This is a genomic window from Mesorhizobium sp. M8A.F.Ca.ET.218.01.1.1, from assembly GCF_004791165.1.
Classification (GTDB): domain Bacteria; phylum Pseudomonadota; class Alphaproteobacteria; order Rhizobiales; family Rhizobiaceae; genus Mesorhizobium.
This window is the reverse complement of the sequence record NZ_SRUZ01000001.1, coordinates 844447-859017: the sequence shown is the minus strand read 5'-3', so window position 1 is coordinate 859017 and position 14571 is coordinate 844447. Positions and strand designations below refer to the sequence as shown.

The window sequence follows — 14571 nt, the reverse complement described above, 5'->3', positions numbered from 1 at the left end:
ATATCTCAGCGCAGCGGCGAAAAGGTCGCCGAGACCAGATGGAAAGGCAATGCGCCATAGGCGGCGACCGTCGCCTGGTCATCCCATTGGCGGAATTGCCGCGACGGCCGCGCCTCCAGCGTCAGGGCATGCTGCCGGCCGTCGACTGTAACCTTGCCGCGAAAGCGCAGCACCCGTTCCCCACCGGACCGGCTGATGGCCATCGCACGCAGACGCGCGACGTGGTCGTCATCCCGGTTGATCTCCATTTCGATACGGCGCCGGACCGGCGGAACGCTGATCCTGACCGTGATGTCCAGCATCATCTCCCCTGCCGTCGGCGGGCAAGGTATGGTCTGCGAGAATACCAGGGGCGACGGTACTTCCGGCTGCTCGCGGCGGGCCGGCCCGTCGCGCCATGCTTTTCCGCGCCATGCCCTGGCGGGCGGCTCCTGCCGAAGCCGGCCGCTCTTGCGTCGCAGACGCAACTGCTTGGCAAAGCCGCGCGACAACCAGACCAGCCTGCCGAAGTCGGTCCGTGGCTTGGCTTGCAGCATGGCCGACCAGCGCGAAAGGCCTGTACGGTCGGCCATCTCAAGCAGGCGCGCCAGCACCCTGTCCGGCGCCGCCACGCCTATTTCGAGCGCGAGATAGGAGAGCGCCACCGCTGCGGCAACGGCAAGGCCACGCCTGGCGACAACGTCGAGGAACACGTCCCAGTCGACGTCGCCGACGCGAATGGCTACCGCGCAATCGACCAGCCAATCGCTGTGCGTGTGGGCGTCGAGCCCGCCATGCGCGATGGCCAGCGCGATGCGGTCCGCCGGCGACGGCACCAGCACGCCGACACCACTGAATTCGGCCGCCGCCGCCCGCCGCCAGATCGCCTGGTCGTCCTCGTCGCTCTGCTGGGAACCGTCATAGGCAAGCTGGTGCAGGTCGATGTCGCCATAATTGCCCTTGAAGAAGTTCATCGACCGCAACGACGCCAGTCTTGTCCTCAGATATTGCGGGCTCACACCGGTGGCGATCTGCCAGTCGCGGTCGCGCAGCACGTCGAACGCCGTTCGCATGTCCTGCGGCCGCACCAATATGTCGATGTCGTGCGCCACCCTGCCTCGCTGCGCCGACGCGTCCAAGGCAATGCGGCTGGCACCCTTGATCAGCATCACCAGGCATCCCGCGTCCGTCATCGCCTGCAGCGCCGGTTCGGCCTCGCGCATCGCCATGCGCGACTTGGTCCACAGCATCTTTTGCAGGCCGACAAGACGTGGATAGGCGGAATGGCCGGCCAATTTCCGGCCGAACCGGTCGCAGATGGCGGCAAGCAGCCGATGCTCCCTGAAGGAGACGAGATCGATGTCGTTGGCGCTCAGCCACTCCATCGCGCAACCGGCGGCCGCGTCGTCGTCGGCAAGAAGCGCGGCCTTGAGCAACTGGTCGAGCCCGCCCGTCGGCCAGGGCCAGCCATAGTCCGGGAAACGGCGGCTGATGCGGCGGATGCGCGCCATCAGCCCGCGCCGGTCTTGTTTCGGACCCGTCGCAACATGGCCAGCCGCGCCACTTCGAGATAGCCGCGGTCGCGCGTCGCATCGCGTCCGTACGACAGGCTGCCGGGCCTGATGCGGCGCAGCGCCAGCACCTCTTCCATCATGTCGAAGGCAAGGCCCGCCTCGCGTGCCCGCGCGATCCAGTCGATCATTTCGCCGCGACCGCCCGGCGGATCGACAACCGGCCCGACGGTCTCGGCGACCTCGCGCCGGATCAGCATCGTGGTCCGCGACCAGCCGGGCACGACCGCGTCCTCGGGTGCATCGGGCCGGTCATTGCGGAAGTTTCGCAAATGGCAGAAGACGCCCGATGTGCCGGGCAATCCTCGCAGATATGCAAGCTGATCCTCGATCTTGGTCGGCAGCCAAAGGTCGTCGGCGTCGAGCGTCGCGATGAACGGCGTCGACAGCGCGGCGATGCCTCTGGTCGTGGCGCTGCCCGGTCCGGCATTTGCCTGGCGCAGCAATTGCAGCGGCAGGTCCGTTCCGCCGATCGCCGCGGCGAGATCGTCGGTTGATCCGTCGTCGACGATCACCACCAGGTCCGGCCGCACCGTCTGCGCCGCAACCGATCGCAGCGTCTCGGCGATGGTGCCGCTGGCGTTGAAGGCCGGTATGACGACGCCGTATCCGTCCATCACAGGGCACGCCAATCTGACAGTTTGTCGAGCTCGAAGATCCCTTCGATCGGCCGCAGCGACGGGTCGGCCTTGCGCCGCTTCATGGATTTGTAGATAGCGCGCAGGAATTCCCGCGACTGGACGTCCTCTTGCCTCGTCATGTTGCCCGCATGCCGTCTGTAATAGAGCGCGACCGTGTCGGGAAGCACGTATCTGGGGCCGATCTCAAAACCGCGCAGCAGGTAGTCGGTATCTTCGGCCTGGACGAAATCCTCGTCGAAATCGCCTATCCGCGCGACGAGGCGGCGCGCGAAGATCGCCGCCGACAGGTGAATGCCGCGAACCGTGATGCTGTTGCTGTCCGCCATGGGCTCCAAGGTCCCATCATCGATTTTGTCGACCAGCATCATCCTCGAATAGGTCAGGTCGAGATCGGGATTCTTCCGGAAAAGCTCGACATCGGCTCCGAAGCGCCCCGCTGGCGAGATGTCGTCCGAATCGAGGAACGACACCAGTTCCGCCTCGGGCTTGAGCTGCCTGAGCCCGCTGTTGCGCGCTCGGGTCACCCCCATGTTTTCTTGCCGGAACAGCCGGATGCAGGAATGATCATCCATCATCGCGCGCACGGCCTCGACCGAGCCGTCGGTCGAACCGTCGTCGATGACGATGATGTCGAGATCGGCGGCATCGCCTTGCCTGAGCAGCGAGCGCAGCGCGGCGCCGACATAGGCCTCGCGATTGTAGACCGGCATGATCACGCTCAGCCTCATCCTCGGCCCCGCGGCCGCTGCTGCACCACCCGTTTTGATCGCGAGATATCCCGCATCAAAACAGCCGCCAGTCGGGCGTGCTCTTGAGCTCGAAAATGCGGGGAATCTCACGCAGGGACGGGTCGGCCCTGCGTCGCCGGGTCGAATTGTGGATCGCCCGCATGTGGTCGCGGAGCCGGCCCTCGCGCTTCCGGGTGATATTGCCGGCGTGGCGCCTGTAGTAGATCGCGACGGTCTCCAGAAGACGGTAATTCGGACCCGTTTCGAAGATGCGCAGCAGATAGTCAGTGTCCTCGCACTGGTCGAATTCCTCGTCGAAACAGCCTATGCGATCGACAAGCGCCCGGCTGAACAGTCCGGTGCTCATTGAAATGCCGCGCAGCGTTACAGTGCGGCTGCCCGCTACCGGCTCCATCGTGTCATCGTCTATCTGCTCGGCCAGGGTCATCAGGGAGTAGGTCAGGTCAAGGCCCGGGTCGGCCTCGTAGCAAGCCAGATCCGCCTTGAAGCGCCCGGCAAGCGAGATGTCGTCGGAATCGAGGAACGACACAAATCCGGCATCCGGCGGCAACTGTCTCAGCCCGGCATTGCGCGCCCTCGCGACACCCATATTGGGTTGCAGAAACAGGCGGATGCAGGGCGCCTCGCGCATCGTCGACCGTACTGCCTCCACCGAGGCGTCCGTGGAGCCATCGTCGATGACGATGATGTCGAAGTCGGCGTCAGCGCGCTGCCTGATCAACGAGCGCAGCGCCGGGACGACGTAGCGCTCGCGATTGTACACAGGCATGATCACGCTGAGCTTCACCGGGCGCCTCGTGTCAGGACGTCCTCGATCGTGCCGGCGATCTCCGCCGGGTCGGTGCCGAGGGACAAACGAAAGCACGGCAGGCGGCGCGTCAATTCGCTGAAGAAGCGAAAGCCGCTTTCGCGTTCGCCCGGCATCTGTGCGATGCCGGACGGCGCCAAGGCAATCATGGCATCCCTGCGCGACACCGGCATGATCGAACTTGCTCCGCCACCGCTAATATGTGGCACCATCAGCGCAACGATGTCCAGCATCGCGGGCACCGGCCCAGGCGCGATCTCATCGACGTGAAACATGTGCTTGCCCTGCCAGTTCAGCGGGCCTTGCGCCGTTAGCCGCTTTTGCAGGCCCAGCCGCGTGAAACCTTGCGCGTCCTGCTTCAAGGTCGAGAAAAGGGGCCGCGCGGTCACGCCTCCGGCGAGATCGATCAGCACATAGTCGTCGCCGACACTGTCTAGTCCGTTGAGCAGGCCGGCGGCGACGGTGCCGGATTTCCCGGCTCCACGCGAGCCGGCAAGGAGGATACCCTTGCCATCGATGCCGAGCGTGCCGGCATGGGTCAGCCGCATGCCGCGTGCGGCATATTCCCAATGCAGGAAGGCGCGCAGCGGTGCCCCCGGCTCCCAAGGCGGAAAGGCATCGGCCGAGGCCATCAGCTGTACGCCAACGCAACGTTGGGGATCGTAGATCTGCCAGAAATCTAGATCGTGGAAATAGTGGCCGCGTAACCCGGCTTCGGCGAGCCGTTTGGCAAAGCCGTGCTCGGTGAAATGCGCGTCGCCCCATCGCGCCGGCTCCGGGATGCCGTCGATGCCGGGATGAGCGATGAAGATGCGGCAGGTGGACGGTTCCGGCTGATCGTGAGCGGCCTCGACAAATGCATGGCTCAGGGCGTCGGCGAGCACACCGTGACCCAGATGCACGGCCAGTTCCAGCCCGGGCAGCCGAACCCGCCGGATGGTCGGATAGCGCGAGGCAGCGCCTTCAGCGGCGGCGATGAGATACCGGGCGTAGTCCGGCAGGGTTTCGAGCGTGACGCGCGGCATCAAGCGCCTTCCATCACGGCTGCGGCCGGCCGATCAGGAAGCCTGCTTGACCGCCGGCCAGCCAAGGGGTTCCTCGACCTCATGGATGGGATCAACGACGATCAGGTCCGCGAGGTCGTCGTGGATGCTGACATTGAGCGGCTCGCTGGTGGCGGCAAGCTCGGCTTGCAATTCGCCCGGCAGTGGCTGCGCCGCCGCTTCCGAACGCACCAGCAAACCCAGTTCGAGCAGCTGCGATATGAAGTGTTCGAGTTCGGCGTGGCTTATTGTCGAGCCGCCCGCGGCCAGCCCGATCAGAGCCTGGGCGTCCGCTCCGGACGAAAGCACCTGCCACGCCTTGCTGCCGGAATCGGAGAAGCCGAAATATTTGCCATTGGCAAGGTTGAGCACCACGGCCTCGCCATCGAAGGATTCGAAAACGATATCCCGGCTCGCAACCGCATAGGCATGGGATTCATGCTTCATTGTTGCCCCGCTTTACATCCCTGCCCGCCAGCAGGACCGCTTCCACCGACAACGCCTGTAGACTTTCGGTCGTTCCTTGGCAAGGTAACCTTGCCGGCAAGGCGCCGACATTTCCGGGATCAGTCGAAGGACGGGCGGATCAAGCCTCGATTTCCAGCGCCGACAATGGCTTGGAACAACAGGCCAGGATGAAGCCGTCGTCGATCTCATGATCGAGGATGCCGCCATTGTGACTCATCTCGACGCTGCCGGAGACTTTCTTCACCTTGCAAGTTCCGCACAGGCCGAATTCGCAGGCCGCCGGTATCCGCACGCCCGAGGCGCGCGCGGTCTGCAGCACGGTCTGGCCGGCGACGCAGTCGGCGTCGACATCCGAAAGCGCGAAGCGGATCGGCGTCGCGGCTTCGACGGAAATTGCCGCGCCGGCTTCAGCCGGCGCGGCAAACGGTGCCGGGACTTCGTCCACGGTCGGCGCGGCAAAGCTTTCCTGATGGTACTTTGCCATGTCGAAGCCGGCGGCTTCGAGCATGCCGCGCACGGCGCGCATGAAGGGATCGGGCCCACAGCAGAAGATTTCGCGTTCGCGGAAATCGGGTGCCAGGAGCGGCAGCCGGATGGCGTCGATGCGGCCCATATGGCCGTACCAGCCCTCGCGGCTCGACCGCTCCTCGATCATGAAGCCGAGCGACAGGCCAGGCATGTGGCCCCCGAGCAGTTCGAGTTCCTTGCGGAAGATGATTTCTTCCGGGCGCCGCGCGCAGTTGACGAAACCGACATCGGTCCATGGCGCACAGTCGTTCAGCCAGCGCAGCATCGACATCATCGGCGTCACGCCGGAGCCGGCCGAGACGAACAGATATTTCGCCGCCGGATGGCTGTGCAGTGAAAAGTCGCCGCCCGGTCCATAGGCCTTGACGTGCGAGCCGGGCGCCAGGTGATCGAACATCCAGCGTGTGCCGATGCTGCCCGCCTGCGCCTTCACCGTCACCGCGATCGAGAACGGCCGCGACGGCGACGACGACAGCGTGTAGGTGCGCATCAGCGGCCCATCCGGCGTCGGCAGTTCCAGCGTCACGAACTGGCCCGGCTTGTAGCGGAACCAGGTCTGGTTGTCGGACCGGAAGGTGAAGGTCTTGACGTCGGGCGCCTCGTCGCTGACACCGGTCACTTCCAGCACCTGCAGCCTGTCGTTCCAGGGCGCCATCTGGTCGAGATGGCGATAGAGGCCAAGGTCGGTCATCGCATTCATCCCTGCATACCTTTCATTTTGCGGATGTCGTGATCCCAAAACCGCTGCACACTTTTGGGTGACATGCGCTAGGCGACGCTGCGCAGCGCCGGCCGCCCGCCTTCGGCCAGGCGCGGACCGATGAAGCGGGCATACCAGTCGACGAACTGGATGACGCCGCCTTCATGCAGCTCCGAATACGGGCCGGGTTCATAGGCCGGCGACAGGATACCGAAAGCGTTCTCCTCGACGATCCGGCGGTCCTGGTCGTTGGTCTCGGTCCAGACATGGGTGAGTTCGGCGAGATCGTAGTCGACACCCTCGACCGCGTCCTTGTGCACCAACCACTTCGTCGTCACTGCCGTTTCGGTGGCGCTGACCGGCAGCACGCGGAAGGTGACGGCATGATCAACGAGGATGTGGTTCCAGGTCGTCGGGTAGTGATAGTGCATCAGCGTGCCGATGCGGTCGGCCGAAACGCTGTCGGACAGGTCCTTCCTCACCGCCCGCTTGCCGGTCATCGTGTAGCTCTGGGCGTCGCGCAGCAGCGGCGCGCGGGTGGCGCGGTATTGCCCGGCCGGGTCGATGCGGAATTTGCTGGGCAGGCCAACAGCTTCGCACTTCGCCCAGTGCGCCAGCATCTCCGGATCGCTGTCGGCGCCTTGCACGCCGGTCACGGTCGGTGCTTCCGGGAAGGTCTTGCACAGTTCGGGATGATTGCCCGCGCAATGATAGCATTCGCGGTTGTTTTCCCAGACCAGCTTCCAATTGCCCTTCTCGATGATCGTGCTCTCGAAGGCGATCTTGGCCTCGCTCAGCCGGTGCGGCTTGAGATAGGGCTCGATCATCGCCCGCATCGGCGCGAAGTCGGCCGGCTCCTTGGCCAGGCAGATGAAGACATAGCCGGCGACGCTTTCGCAGGCGACCGGCTTCAGCCCGAACTGGCTCTTGTCGAACCCCTCGGCCATCTGGCGGGCGAACAGCAGGCGCCCGTCCAGCTCATAGGTCCACTGGTGATAGGGACAGACCAGTTTGGCGGCCATGCCCTTGTCGCTGTTGCAGACGCGGCTGCCGCGATGGCGGCAGGAATTGTGGAAGGCGTTGATCTTGCCCTGCTGATCGCGCACCAGCACGATAGGATAGTCGCCGATCTGCACGGTGATGAAGCTGCCCGGCTTGGGCAATTCGCAATCATGGCCGATGAACAGCCAGTCGCGATACCAGATCAGCTCCATGTCGAGCTTGAAGTAGTCCGGGTCGGTGTAAAAAGGCTGTTCCAGCGAAAAGCCTTGTCTGCGGCTGTTCAAGAGCCTCAGCATGTCGTTGCGCGCGTCCATGTCCTGTCCTCATTTTCAAGGACTGAACTGGTGGTGATTGAGGAAGGACTGGACGCAGATCGGCGCAAAGCCGGACAAACACCATCCGCCTCTTGACCGCCCACCGCGATCAGTCGAGTTCTAGCCATCTCGGGCTGGTTTCCGGGCTCTGGAGTCGTCCTTACGGACCATCGCGACACCTTCCCAGGCTTACGCCCAGTGGTCTCCCGTTGCGACTTGAACTCCACCACCGTTGCGGGGGCAGCGCCGGAATCTGACCGGCTTCCCAATTCTCCGCTCCGTCGTCACGCAGCGGCACCTGAGATGCCTGATCTAATCACGGCAGGGTTTGCGACATCGGCATGAAAGCGACATCGCATCCATGCGGCGCGACACGCATGCTGGAACGTCGTGACAGGGGTCGCATCATCAAATCGCCTTCTGTCGCCAGGCGCGCCGGCACCGTTTTTTCGACCCCTTTGCCGGGGGCGAAAAGGTTAACAGTTTCGAAAAGTGACTATTAGCAGATTCTAAAATCGAACCGAACGGTTCGTTTCTGTTGACGGTGCGTGCAGGACGGTGTGAACGCCGAGCCTCCGATACAGTTGGTGATCGGGGTGCCATTTTTAGCTAACTGATTGATATAACGACAGAAAATAACAGATGTGGAAATCACTGGCACAATTTCAAGTGGTAGAGTCATGGTCCACGCTGAACAACTTCGTGATTGGAAACAGCAGAGGTGCTCTCCCACATCGGGGCGGTCCGAACGACGCGATTTTAATCCCAAGACACGCCGCTAGACGGACGGAAAAATACTGGAGTACCCAAAATGAAAAAGATTGTTCTCACTGCCGCCGCCCTTCTGGCCATTTCCGGCAGCGCCTTCGCTGGTAGCGACCATTACGGTTCGAACGCCGCCACCCCCGCTGCCACTGTCGACAGCTCGTACACCGCTTCGACCAGCAAGTCGGAGCCGGCTGCTCAGACGCCTGCCCAGGGCGCCGACCACAATCTCTTCGGCAACAACTAACAGCCGATCCCCGGCTTGCGGCGGGGCGACCCTGCCGCGCGGGGTGGATGCCACAAATTCAGGAGTACCTAAAATGAACAAGATCCTCATTGCCGCCGCCGCCGTCCTGGCCCTCTCCGGCAGCGCCTTTGCCGGCAGCGACAACTACGGTTCGAGCGGTGCCAACCAGGCGGCTGTCACGTCGACCGACAACGCGAACACCGCATCGATCGGCAAGTCGGCTCCGGCCACCGAGGCGCCTGCCCGGCCGGGTAGCGATCGCAACCTCTTCGGCCGTTGACGCCTGTTGCGAGTGGCGGGCTCGCTCGCCACTCGTGGAATTCAAGACGTTAGGAGTATTGGAAATGAACAAGATCCTCATTGCTGCCGCCGCCGTTCTGGCCCTCTCCGGCAGCGCTTTCGCCGGCAGTGACAACTATGGCTCCAATGGCGCCAATCAGCCCACTGCATCGTCGACCGTCAATGTCGATACGTCGCATACGGGTTCGGTCCGCAACAGCGACTCACCCATCTACAAGCTGCTCAACTCGTCCGGCGACGTGCAGAAGTCCGCCCCTCACGGCGCAGACCGCAATCTCTTCGGCAACAACTAACCAGCCGTCGTGATGTATAAAAAGAGAGCGGCGGGCCAGCCCGCTGCTCTCTTTTTTTGTTGTCGAGACATGGCTGGCCTCAGGCGGCTTTTGCTTCCGCTTCGTGCAGCGCGAACGACCGTCCATCCGCATCGAAGATATGAAGGTCGCCGGCATTGGCGGTCAACTGCAGCGTCGAGCCGCGCTTGATCTCGACATTGCCCGGCAGCTTGGTCACCAGCGGCAGGTCGGCCCGGCCGATGTCGATATAGACCAACTGAACCTCGCCGAGTTGCTCGACATAATCGACCGTCCCCTCGAACAGATAGTCCGCACCACTGGCGATCGCGAGATCTTCCGGCCGCACGCCGAAGCTGACCGCCGCTCCCTTTGCCGAAGCAGGCGTCGCGATCGGCACCGTCGCCTTGCGGCCGCCGACATGGCTGATGATGGTCGGATTGCCCGTCTTGTCGACCGTGGCCGGCAGGATGTTCATGGCCGGCGAGCCGATGAACTGGGCGACGAATAGGTTGCCGGGGTTCTTGTAGAGCTCCATGGGCGTGCCGACCTGCTCGATGTGGCCATCCTTTAGCACCACGATGCGGTCGGCCAGCGTCATCGCCTCGACCTGGTCGTGGGTGACATAGATCATGGTCGTGTTGGGCATCGATTCCTTGAGCTTGGCGATCTCGATACGCGTGGCGACGCGCAGTGCCGCGTCAAGGTTCGACAGCGGTTCGTCGAACAGGAACACTTTTGGATTGCGCACGATGGCGCGGCCGATGGCGACACGCTGACGCTGGCCGCCCGACATCGCCTTGGGCAGGCGGTCGAGATATTTGGTCAGCTGCAGGATTTCGGCGGCCTGCCGCACCCGTTTGTCGATCTCGGCCTTGCTTTCCTTGCCGATCTTCATCGAGAAGGCCATGTTGTCGTAGACTGTCATGTGCGGATAGAGCGCGTAGGACTGGAACACCATGGCGATGCCGCGCTTCGATGGCGGCACGTCGTTGACCACCTGGCCGTCGATCTTGAGTTCGCCCGAGGTGATTTCCTCAAGCCCGGCGATCGAGCGCAGCAAGGTCGACTTGCCGCAGCCCGACGGGCCGACGAAGACGATGAATTCGCCTGATTTGATGTCGAGGTCGATGCCGTGGAGAATGTTGAGATTGCCGTAGGACTTCTTCACTTGTCTCAAATTGACATCGGCCATTGATTTCCTCCCAGTGGTTCCTCAGATGTTCAGCCTATGCGCCCGAACCAGACGCCGTAACCGCCGAGTTCGACCGTACCGGTGCTTGCCTGCCCGGAAAATCCGTGTCCCGCCAAAGGTTGCAGGGTTCGGTTGCCGAGGTCAACCTTCGCTGGCGCAGCGCCCAGATTGAAGACGCAGACGATCTCCTCATTGCCCGCCCGGCGGGTGAAGGCGACGGTGTCGCCCTGGCTTTCGATGAAGCTGATGTCGCCCTTGGCCAATGCCGGATGGGCGCGGCGGAAGGCGAGAAAGCGCCGGTAATGCTCAAGCAGCGAGGTTTCGTCACCTTGCTGCACGTTGACCGCCTGTGACAGGTGGCTGGCCGGCACCGGCAGCCAGGGCTTTGCCTGGGAGAAGCCGCCATTGCTGGCATTGCCGTCCCACACCATGGGTGTGCGGCAGCCGTCGCGGCCCTTGAATTCCGGCCAGAAGCGGATGCCGTAGGGGTCCTGCAGGTCCTCGAAGCGCAGGTCGGCCTCGCCGAGCCCGAGTTCTTCGCCCTGGTAGATGCAGACCGAGCCGCGCAGCGACATCAGCAATGCCGAGATAACCTTGAGATAAGCGGTCGGGTCGGCTTCGCCGGCGGCCCAGCGCGAGGCCGGGCGCATCACGTCATGGTTGGAAAACGCCCAGCACGACCAGCCGTCGCTGGCCACCTCGCCAAAAGCCTCCAGCACCGAGCGGACCTTGGCGGCGCTGATCTTTTCCGGCGCCAGGAAGTCGAAGGAATAGCACATATGCACGCGCTTGCCGCCCGCTGTATAGGCGGCGACCACGTCCAGCCCGCGCTGCGAATCGCCGACTTCGCCGACCGCGGCGGTCGCCGGATACTCGTCGAGCAGCGCCCGGAAACGCTCGAGGAAGGCGAGGTTCTCCGGCCGGCTCTTGTCGTAGATATGATCCTGGTAGTTGTAGGGATTGACCGCCGGTGCGGTCTGGTCGTTGCGCTCTTCCGGTGGCAGCGGCGGGTTGTTTTCCAGCCCCTGGCTGTGGAAGTAGAAATTGATGGTGTCGAGGCGGAAGCCGTCGACGCCGCGCTCCAGCCAGAAGCGGGTGACGTCGAGCAGCGCGTCCTGGACTTCCGCGTTGTGGAAGTTGAGGTCGGGCTGCTCGGCCAGGAAATTGTGCAGGTAGTATTGCTGGCGGCTGGTGTCCCATTGCCAGGCCGAGCCGCCGAAGATCGACAGCCAGTTGTTGGGCGGCGTGCCGTCGGGCCTTGCGTCCGCCCAGACATACCAGTCGGCCTTCGGATTGACGCGGCTCGAGCGGCTTTCCTTGAACCAAGGATGGATGTCGGCGGTATGCGACAGCACCTCGTCGATCATCACCTTGAGGCCCAGCCGGTGCGCCTCCGCCGTCAGTGCGTCGAAATCCGCCAGCGTGCCGAACATCGGGTCGACGTCGCAATAATCCGAGACGTCGTAGCCGAAATCCTTCATCGGCGATTTGAAGAAAGGCGAGATCCAGATGGCATCCGCGCCAAGGGCGGCAATGTAGGGCAGCCTGCCGATGATGCCTTTGAGGTCGCCGATGCCGTCGCCATTGGAGTCCTGAAAGCTGCGTGGATAGATCTGATAGATCACCGCGCCCCGCCACCAGTCGCGGTCGATGGCGGGGTCTGGTTTCGAAGTCGCCTTCAAAGCCGATTGCATTGTCTCAACCTCCTTTCACCGAGCCGGCCAGCAGCCCGCGGACGAAATAGCGCTGCAGCGAGAAGAAGACGATCAGCGGCACGATGATGGTGATGAAGGCCGATGTCGTCAGGATCTCCCAGTTGCCGCCGCGCGAGCCGAGCAGCGCATTGAGCTTGGCCGTCAGCACGATCTGATCGGGCGCCGTTCCGAGGAAAACCATTGCCACCAGCAGATCGTTCCATACCCACAGGAATTGGAAAATGGCGAAGGAGGCAAGCACCGGGAAGGACAGCGGCAGCACGATCTTGACGAAGATCTCGAAATCGCTGGCGCCGTCGATGCGCGCCGATTCCATGATCTCGCGCGGCAGGCCGGCGATATAGCTGCGCAACAGGTAGATGGCGAAGGGCAGGCCGAAGCCGGTATGCGCCAGCCAGATGCCGAGATAGGTCTTGGACGGCACGCCGAAGAAAGTGCCGACGCCGTTGTAGAGCCTGAGCAGCGGGATCAGCGACATCTGCAGCGGCACCACCAGAAGGCCGATGATGACCGCTATCAGCAAGGCGCGTCCGGGAAACCGCATCCAGGCCAGCGCGTAGGCGGCAAAGGCCGCGATCAGGATCGGGATCACGGTCGCCGGGATGGTGACCGTCAGCGAATTCATGAAGGAGCGGCCGATGCCTTCGGAGAACAGCACGGTCTGGTAGTTGTCGGTGGTGAATTTCGGCGGCGCCGACGAGGCGTAGTAGACGCGCTGGCCGCGATCGCCTTCGAAGGCCTTGGGCGATGCCATGACGAAGCTGCCGTCGGCATTGACCTGCAGGGTCACGCCGTCACCGAGGTCGGCTGATGTGCCGGCCGGATATTGTGTAGGTGCTGCTGCCTTGACGCCGAAGGCGCTGATGTTGCGCTTGACGCCGTCGCCGAAAATGTTGCCCTCGAGGACGAACTTGCCGTCCTTCTGGGTCTGCGCCGAGGCGGCCGGCAGGCGCCCGGCCTCGGTCTGGCTGGAACTGGCGAACGAATTCCACCAGCCCGAGGCGACGATCTGGTCCTTGTCGCGCAGCGACGAGACGAGGATGCCGAGCGTGGGGATGGTCCAGATCGCCACGAAGACGAGCACCGCGATATGGACGCCGAAACGGCTTGCGAAGGAATTTCCGGTCGCCACGGCCATATCAGTGCCCTCCCGTCTCTTTGTTGGCCTGGCGGATGTTCCAGATCATGATCGGAATGACCGCGATCATGATGATGATGGCAATGGTCGCGCCGCGGCCGAAGTCGCCGCCGCCGCGGAACATCCAGTCGAACATCAGATTGGCCAGCACCTGGCTGTTCCATTGGCCGTTGGTCATGGTCAAGACGATGTCGAACACCTTCAGCACCAGGATGGTGATGGTGGTCCACACCACCGCGATGGTGCCCCAGATCTGCGGCACCATGATCTTCCAGAAGATCTGGAACGGGTTGGCGCCGTCTATGACGGCGGCTTCCAGCGTTTCTTCGGGGATGCCGCGCAGCGCCGAGGACAGGATGACCATGGCGAAACCGGTCTGGATCCAGATCAGGATGATCATCAGGAAGAAGTTGTTCCAGAACGGCAGCGATATCCAGACCTGCGGCTGACCGCCGAAATGCTGGATGATGGCGTTGAGCAGGCCGATCTGGATCTGGCCGTCGCCACGATATTCGTAGATGAACTTCCAGATCACGCTGGCGCCGACGAAGGAGATGGCCAGCGGCAGGAAGATCAGGCTCTTGGCGATCGTGCCCCACCATATCTTGTCGGTAAGCACGGCGATGATCAGGCCGAGGAAGGTGCAGGCCGCCGGCACCACCGCCAGCCACAGGATGTTGTTCATGATCGCGTTTCGCAGATCCGGATCGCGCAGCGCCCATTCGTAGTTGGCGAACCCGACGAAACTCGTGCCGCCGCGGTCGAAGAAAGACAGCCACAGCGTCGCGATCACCGGATAGATCAGGTAGATGGTCAGGATGATCAGCGCCGGACCCACGAACAGCCAGGGCCGCACCAATCCCTGCCGGCGCAGATTGTTAACGGCGGCCGTCCCGGACACCCCGCGCGAGGGGAAGATCAAATCGAGCAGTTTGTTGGCGCCCCAGAAATAGGCGACGCAGCCGCCGACGCCGATGATGATGACGAATATTGCCGAGAAAATCTGAGTCGCCATGGGTCCCTCTCCCTGCGCATGACCGGCCAGCGATGCTGGCGATCGGATGCACCGACTTTCAGTTATTCGGAACAATCGAAACGTGAAGGCTTCCGGCGAGCAC

At 63.2% G+C, this 14571-nt stretch carries 15 protein-coding genes and 1 riboswitch; of the genes, 3 read left to right on the top strand and 12 right to left on the bottom strand.

The window, feature by feature from the left end; translation table 11 throughout:
- Window positions 1-5: 5 nt before the first annotated feature.
- The 8 genes from EN861_RS04055 to EN861_RS04020 form a co-directional block, all read right to left on the bottom strand.
- Window positions 6-1490 carry a nucleotidyltransferase family protein gene (locus EN861_RS04055; protein WP_189343550.1) on the bottom strand — a complete coding sequence of 495 codons (1485 nt, stop codon included), beginning with the start codon at window positions 1488-1490 and terminating at the stop codon, window positions 6-8.
- Complete coding sequence (locus tag EN861_RS04050; RefSeq protein ID WP_135862493.1) at window positions 1490-2167, bottom strand: glycosyltransferase family A protein; 678 nt, start codon at window positions 2165-2167, stop codon at window positions 1490-1492. The genes EN861_RS04055 and EN861_RS04050 overlap by 1 nt, the downstream gene beginning before the upstream one ends.
- On the bottom strand, window positions 2167-2919 hold the full coding sequence (locus tag EN861_RS04045) for a glycosyltransferase (RefSeq protein WP_135862491.1): 753 nt from the start codon (window positions 2917-2919) through the stop codon (window positions 2167-2169). Before EN861_RS04045 ends, EN861_RS04050 begins: the two co-directional genes overlap by 1 nt.
- Window positions 2920-2974: 55 nt before the next feature.
- Window positions 2975-3727, bottom strand: a complete 753-nt coding sequence (locus EN861_RS04040) for a glycosyltransferase family A protein (RefSeq protein ID WP_189343549.1) — start codon at window positions 3725-3727, stop codon at window positions 2975-2977.
- The gene (locus EN861_RS04035) at window positions 3724-4773 is read right to left on the bottom strand and encodes a serine kinase (protein ID WP_135862489.1); all 1050 of its coding nucleotides are present in this window, start codon (window positions 4771-4773) and stop codon (window positions 3724-3726) included. The genes EN861_RS04040 and EN861_RS04035 overlap by 4 nt, the downstream gene beginning before the upstream one ends.
- 33 nt (window positions 4774-4806) lie before the next feature.
- The gene (locus EN861_RS04030; RefSeq protein ID WP_127873344.1) at window positions 4807-5238 is read right to left on the bottom strand and encodes a PqqD family protein; all 432 of its coding nucleotides are present in this window, start codon (window positions 5236-5238) and stop codon (window positions 4807-4809) included.
- A gap of 139 nt (window positions 5239-5377) precedes the next feature.
- A complete protein-coding gene (locus tag EN861_RS04025) occupies window positions 5378-6478 on the bottom strand; it encodes a hybrid-cluster NAD(P)-dependent oxidoreductase (protein ID WP_127873345.1) in 1101 nt (366 codons plus the stop codon).
- A gap of 77 nt (window positions 6479-6555) precedes the next feature.
- Complete coding sequence (locus EN861_RS04020; protein WP_127873346.1) at window positions 6556-7803, bottom strand: aromatic ring-hydroxylating dioxygenase subunit alpha; 1248 nt, start codon at window positions 7801-7803, stop codon at window positions 6556-6558.
- A gap of 114 nt (window positions 7804-7917) precedes the next feature.
- Window positions 7918-8120: riboswitch (cobalamin riboswitch) on the bottom strand.
- Between the two features lie 494 nt (window positions 8121-8614).
- Here EN861_RS04020 and EN861_RS04015 point away from each other — a divergent pair.
- The 3 genes from EN861_RS04015 to EN861_RS04005 all read left to right on the top strand — a co-directional run bounded on the left by EN861_RS04015 (window position 8615) and on the right by EN861_RS04005 (window position 9408).
- Window positions 8615-8815, top strand: coding sequence for a DUF680 domain-containing protein (locus tag EN861_RS04015; protein ID WP_127275665.1), 201 nt, complete (start codon window positions 8615-8617; stop codon window positions 8813-8815).
- 73 nt (window positions 8816-8888) lie between these two features.
- Window positions 8889-9095, top strand: a complete 207-nt coding sequence (locus EN861_RS04010; protein WP_127275666.1) for a DUF680 domain-containing protein — start codon at window positions 8889-8891, stop codon at window positions 9093-9095.
- A gap of 64 nt (window positions 9096-9159) precedes the next feature.
- Window positions 9160-9408, top strand: a complete 249-nt coding sequence (locus tag EN861_RS04005; protein WP_127275667.1) for a DUF680 domain-containing protein — start codon at window positions 9160-9162, stop codon at window positions 9406-9408.
- 79 nt (window positions 9409-9487) lie between these two features.
- Here the strand turns inward: EN861_RS04005 and ugpC are convergent, their stop codons facing one another.
- Genes ugpC through EN861_RS03985 form a run of 4 tightly spaced genes read right to left on the bottom strand, consistent with a single transcriptional unit; the run spans window position 9488 to window position 14468 of the window.
- On the bottom strand, window positions 9488-10600 hold the full coding sequence (ugpC, locus tag EN861_RS04000) for a sn-glycerol-3-phosphate ABC transporter ATP-binding protein UgpC (RefSeq protein WP_127275668.1): 1113 nt from the start codon (window positions 10598-10600) through the stop codon (window positions 9488-9490).
- A gap of 29 nt (window positions 10601-10629) precedes the next feature.
- On the bottom strand, window positions 10630-12294 hold the full coding sequence (locus EN861_RS03995; RefSeq protein ID WP_135862487.1) for an alpha-glucosidase: 1665 nt from the start codon (window positions 12292-12294) through the stop codon (window positions 10630-10632).
- Between the two features lie 4 nt (window positions 12295-12298).
- Window positions 12299-13453 (bottom strand): carbohydrate ABC transporter permease, encoded by a 1155-nt coding sequence (locus EN861_RS03990; RefSeq protein ID WP_127275670.1) that lies wholly within the window; start codon window positions 13451-13453, stop codon window positions 12299-12301.
- A 1-nt stretch (window position 13454) separates the two neighbouring features.
- The gene (locus EN861_RS03985; protein WP_127275671.1) at window positions 13455-14468 is read right to left on the bottom strand and encodes a sugar ABC transporter permease; all 1014 of its coding nucleotides are present in this window, start codon (window positions 14466-14468) and stop codon (window positions 13455-13457) included.
- Window positions 14469-14571: the final 103 nt, after the last annotated feature.

Bases quoted from the DNA above. Each gene is read 5' to 3' on its own strand.
- EN861_RS04025 (WP_127873345.1), bottom strand. From the start codon at position 6,478: ATGACCGACCTTGGCCTCTATCGCCATCTCGACCAGATGGCGCCCTGG.
- EN861_RS03985 (WP_127275671.1), bottom strand. From the start codon at position 14,468: ATGGCGACTCAGATTTTCTCGGCAATATTCGTCATCATCATCGGCGTC.
- EN861_RS04050 (WP_135862493.1), bottom strand. From the start codon at position 2,167: ATGGACGGATACGGCGTCGTCATACCGGCCTTCAACGCCAGCGGCACC.
- EN861_RS04045 (WP_135862491.1), bottom strand. From the start codon at position 2,919: ATGAGGCTGAGCGTGATCATGCCGGTCTACAATCGCGAGGCCTATGTC.
- EN861_RS04005 (WP_127275667.1), top strand. From the start codon at position 9,160: ATGAACAAGATCCTCATTGCTGCCGCCGCCGTTCTGGCCCTCTCCGGC.
- EN861_RS03995 (WP_135862487.1), bottom strand. From the start codon at position 12,294: ATGCAATCGGCTTTGAAGGCGACTTCGAAACCAGACCCCGCCATCGAC.
- EN861_RS04020 (WP_127873346.1), bottom strand. From the start codon at position 7,803: ATGGACGCGCGCAACGACATGCTGAGGCTCTTGAACAGCCGCAGACAA.
- EN861_RS04010 (WP_127275666.1), top strand. From the start codon at position 8,889: ATGAACAAGATCCTCATTGCCGCCGCCGCCGTCCTGGCCCTCTCCGGC.
- EN861_RS04055 (WP_189343550.1), bottom strand. From the start codon at position 1,490: ATGGCGCGCATCCGCCGCATCAGCCGCCGTTTCCCGGACTATGGCTGG.
- EN861_RS03990 (WP_127275670.1), bottom strand. From the start codon at position 13,453: ATGGCCGTGGCGACCGGAAATTCCTTCGCAAGCCGTTTCGGCGTCCAT.
- EN861_RS04015 (WP_127275665.1), top strand. From the start codon at position 8,615: ATGAAAAAGATTGTTCTCACTGCCGCCGCCCTTCTGGCCATTTCCGGC.
- EN861_RS04035 (WP_135862489.1), bottom strand. From the start codon at position 4,773: ATGCCGCGCGTCACGCTCGAAACCCTGCCGGACTACGCCCGGTATCTC.
- EN861_RS04030 (WP_127873344.1), bottom strand. From the start codon at position 5,238: ATGAAGCATGAATCCCATGCCTATGCGGTTGCGAGCCGGGATATCGTT.
- ugpC (WP_127275668.1), bottom strand. From the start codon at position 10,600: ATGGCCGATGTCAATTTGAGACAAGTGAAGAAGTCCTACGGCAATCTC.